Raw genomic sequence first — 2,978 nt, forward strand, 5'->3', positions numbered from 1 at the left:
AATCGTCTCACCAGTACTCAACGGCGTCAACGGCTTCGGATGCGGCCGCCCCAACCGCGAACCGACACCAGCCGCCAAAATGACAATATTCGTGGACACAGAGAATTCCCCAAATGATCGCGAGTGAGTCGGGTGCAGTTTACCGGGCGGTGGTTCGCGGGTCGCAGTGCCCGAGGCCGGGTATGAGGTGGGGACGCGCGGCTCGCCTCGGCGCCGTGACCTGGGCGACCGGGTATCGTGGCGTCGCAGTCCCGAGCCGTGCCACGACCCGATGGAGCCGACGTGCCAGAGCAGACGAGCGGGCGCCCGCCGACCATCGCCGCGGTCCTGGCCGGGGGCACCGGCGCGCGCATGGGCGCCCCGGTGCCGAAGCAGTTCATCGAGGTCGCCGGGAAACCGGTGATGCTGCACACGTTGGAGGCCTTCGAGGCCGCGGCGGCGGTGGACGAGGTGGTCGTGGTGATCGCCGAGGGCCACGCCGAGCGGGTGCGGGAGCTGGTCGCCGAGGCCGGGCTGCGGAAGGTGGCGGCGGTCGTCGCGGGGGGCGCGACGCGCTCGGACTCCTCGAAGGCGGCCGTGGAGTGGGCCTGGCGGCGGTGCGGCGGCGATCCGGGGTGCCGGCTGCTGCTCCACGACGCGGCGCGGATGCTCGTGCCGGCGAAGGTGATCGCGGCGGTCGCGGCGGCGCTCGATGAGGACGCTGCGGTCACCGCGGCGGTGCCGTCTGCGGACACGGTCGTGTCCGTGCGCGAGGAGGCCGGCGAGGCGTTCATGGAGCGGGCGCTGGAGCGAGGAGCCCTGCGGCGGGTGCAGACCCCGCAGGGGTTCCGGATCGGGGTGATCCGGGAGGCGTACGCGGCGGCGGCGCTCGACGCGGGTTTCACGGCGACCGACGACTGCTCGGTGGTGCTGCGGTACCTGCCGCGGGTGCCGGTGCGGCTCGTGCCCGGGGACGAGCGGAACCTCAAGGTCACCGAACCGGTCGACCTCGCGATCGCCGCGGCGCTGCTGGAGTGACCGCGCTCAGCGCAGTTCGAGCTGGACGGCCGGGGCGGGGCCGGGTGTGGCGGCCGGGGCCGCCGCGGGCGCGTAGGTGTCCTTGACGGCGTCGCGGAAGACCGCCACGAGGTCGCCGGGGGCGATGTCGCCGAGGTAGTACTCGCGGACCTCGGCGCGGACCGGCGCGAGGGCGTCGAGGCCGGGAGGCCGGTCGAGCAGTTCGTCGAGGACCTCGTCAAGGTTCGCGCCGTCCGGTTCCAGCAGGTAGGCGGCGCGGGCGAGCGGGAACTGCTCGGCGTAGCCGGCGCCGATGCCGCGCGGGTCGGTCATCGCGAGCGGGCGGGCGCAGTAGAGCCAGTCGGAGGCGGTGCCGCTGATGTCGCACACGGCCGCGTCGGCGGCGTTGATGCAGTCGGTGAGCGTCGCCTCGCGTTCGGCGCGCGGACCCCACCGGTGGTCGGGGCCGCCGGAGGCGGCGTCGGCGGCGAGCAGCGCGCGGATCTCGGCGGCGAAGCCCCGGTAGGCCTTGTTCGCGGCGGTGTAGGGGTGGGCGCGGAAGATGACGCGCGCGCCTCGGCGCAGGAGCGCTTCGACGATCTGCTGGCCTTGGGCGAGGGAAGAGTAGTCGACGTCGCTGGTCAGGCCGGCCCAGGTGGGCGCGTAGAGGACCGCGGGCGGCTCGCCGGGCGCGCGAGTGCGGGGCCCGACCTGGATTTCGTGGAGCTGCGGGCGGCCGATCCGGCGGAACTTGTAGACGGGGAGGTCGACCCCGTGCGTGCGGTACCGGTCGACGCCGGCCTGTCCGGCCACGAAGACGCGGTCGTACATCAGCGACACCGGGCTGCGGCTGATCGGCTTGTCCGAGTCGCCGTGCATGAGCTGCACGTGGAGGAATTTGTCGAGTTTGACCAGTTGCGCGTTCTTGACCGCGTGGTTGACGTAGAAGCAGGAGCCGACGCCGGCCGGGAGCAACCGGTCGAGCACCGACTGGGCCGGGACGCGCACGATCGGCGCGGTCGTGGCCTCGGCGACGCCTTTGACGAGGTGGCGTTCGCGGACGATGATCACGAACGGGTCGCCGACCGCCTCGAAGTACGGCAGCCACATCTTGAGCTGGTACTCCGACAGCCGGGTCCCGGCGAAGTGGACGGCGAACCTCGGCCGCAGGGCTTCGACGGCCGCCGCGACGGCGGCGTCGACCGGGTGCGGGTCGCGGCGCAGGCGCCACTGGCCCGCAACGGCAGTGGCCCCGGTCCAGGCGAGCACGGCCAGGGCGAGCGCCAGCAGCAGCGGGTCGGTGACGGCGGCGGCGACGGGCACGGCCGCGGCGAGCACGTAGAGGACCGAGAGGGCGTTGACGAGGGTCCCGATCGCGGCGGGGCTGGTGAGGCGCTCGCGCCGCGTCCGGCGGACCTCCAGGTTGACGGTGTCGAGGTGGCCGATCCCGATGGCCTTGGCCGCGAGGTCGGCGTAGGCGAGGTAGCAGGTGAGGAGGGCCCCGGCGACGAGCACGGGCCAGCGGGCGGCGCCGGCGTCGGTCCAGACCTCGATGAGCACCGCGAGCGCGGCGAGGACCCGGGGGACGCGCATCGAGGCGATGCCCTCGCGGTGGCGGCGGGCGACCGTGGCGAGGACGGCGAAGGCGAGCAGGTAGGTCGGCCAGGAGACGCCGGGCAGGGCCACGGCCGCGGCGACGGCGGCCACCGCTGCCGCCGTCAGGCGGACGGTCTGGGATTTGAGCAGTCGTTTCACGTCGGTCACGCCTCTGATGGAAGAGCCCGGCACCTCAATGGTGCGGGGCGTTCGCGCGCGGGTCTCGGATTCGCCCGGACCCGCGCCGACTCACTTGAACTGCCGGTTGACCGCTTCGAGGTCCTCGGCGAAGTCGATTTCGATGACGTTGTGCTGCGAGATGTCGACCGCCTCGAACCGCACCCCGTCCTTACCGATCGCCAGCTCGATACCCCGCTCGAAATAAT

2 protein-coding genes and 1 pseudogene are annotated in these 2,978 nt (G+C 73.0%); 1 reads left to right on the forward strand and 2 read right to left on the reverse strand.

The window, feature by feature from the left end; all coding sequences use genetic code 11:
• Positions 1-99: pseudogene (locus IF12_RS27340) on the reverse strand (phosphocholine cytidylyltransferase family protein); the annotation flags it as partial.
• A gap of 183 nt (positions 100-282) precedes the next feature.
• On the opposite strand from IF12_RS27340, the gene ispD reads away from it, so the two are divergent.
• Positions 283-1,017 (forward strand): 2-C-methyl-D-erythritol 4-phosphate cytidylyltransferase, encoded by a 735-nt coding sequence (ispD, locus tag IF12_RS0122350; RefSeq protein ID WP_030162544.1) that lies wholly within the window; start codon positions 283-285, stop codon positions 1,015-1,017.
• 6 nt (positions 1,018-1,023) lie between these two features.
• On the opposite strand, the gene IF12_RS0122355 is transcribed toward ispD, so the two are convergent.
• Complete coding sequence (locus IF12_RS0122355; protein ID WP_051704796.1) at positions 1,024-2,760, reverse strand: hypothetical protein; 1,737 nt, start codon at positions 2,758-2,760, stop codon at positions 1,024-1,026.
• Positions 2,761-2,978: the final 218 nt, after the last annotated feature.

It is taken from the genome of Glycomyces sp. NRRL B-16210 (genome assembly GCF_000719515.1).
Taxonomy (GTDB): Bacteria; Actinomycetota; Actinomycetes; order Mycobacteriales; family Micromonosporaceae; genus Glycomyces.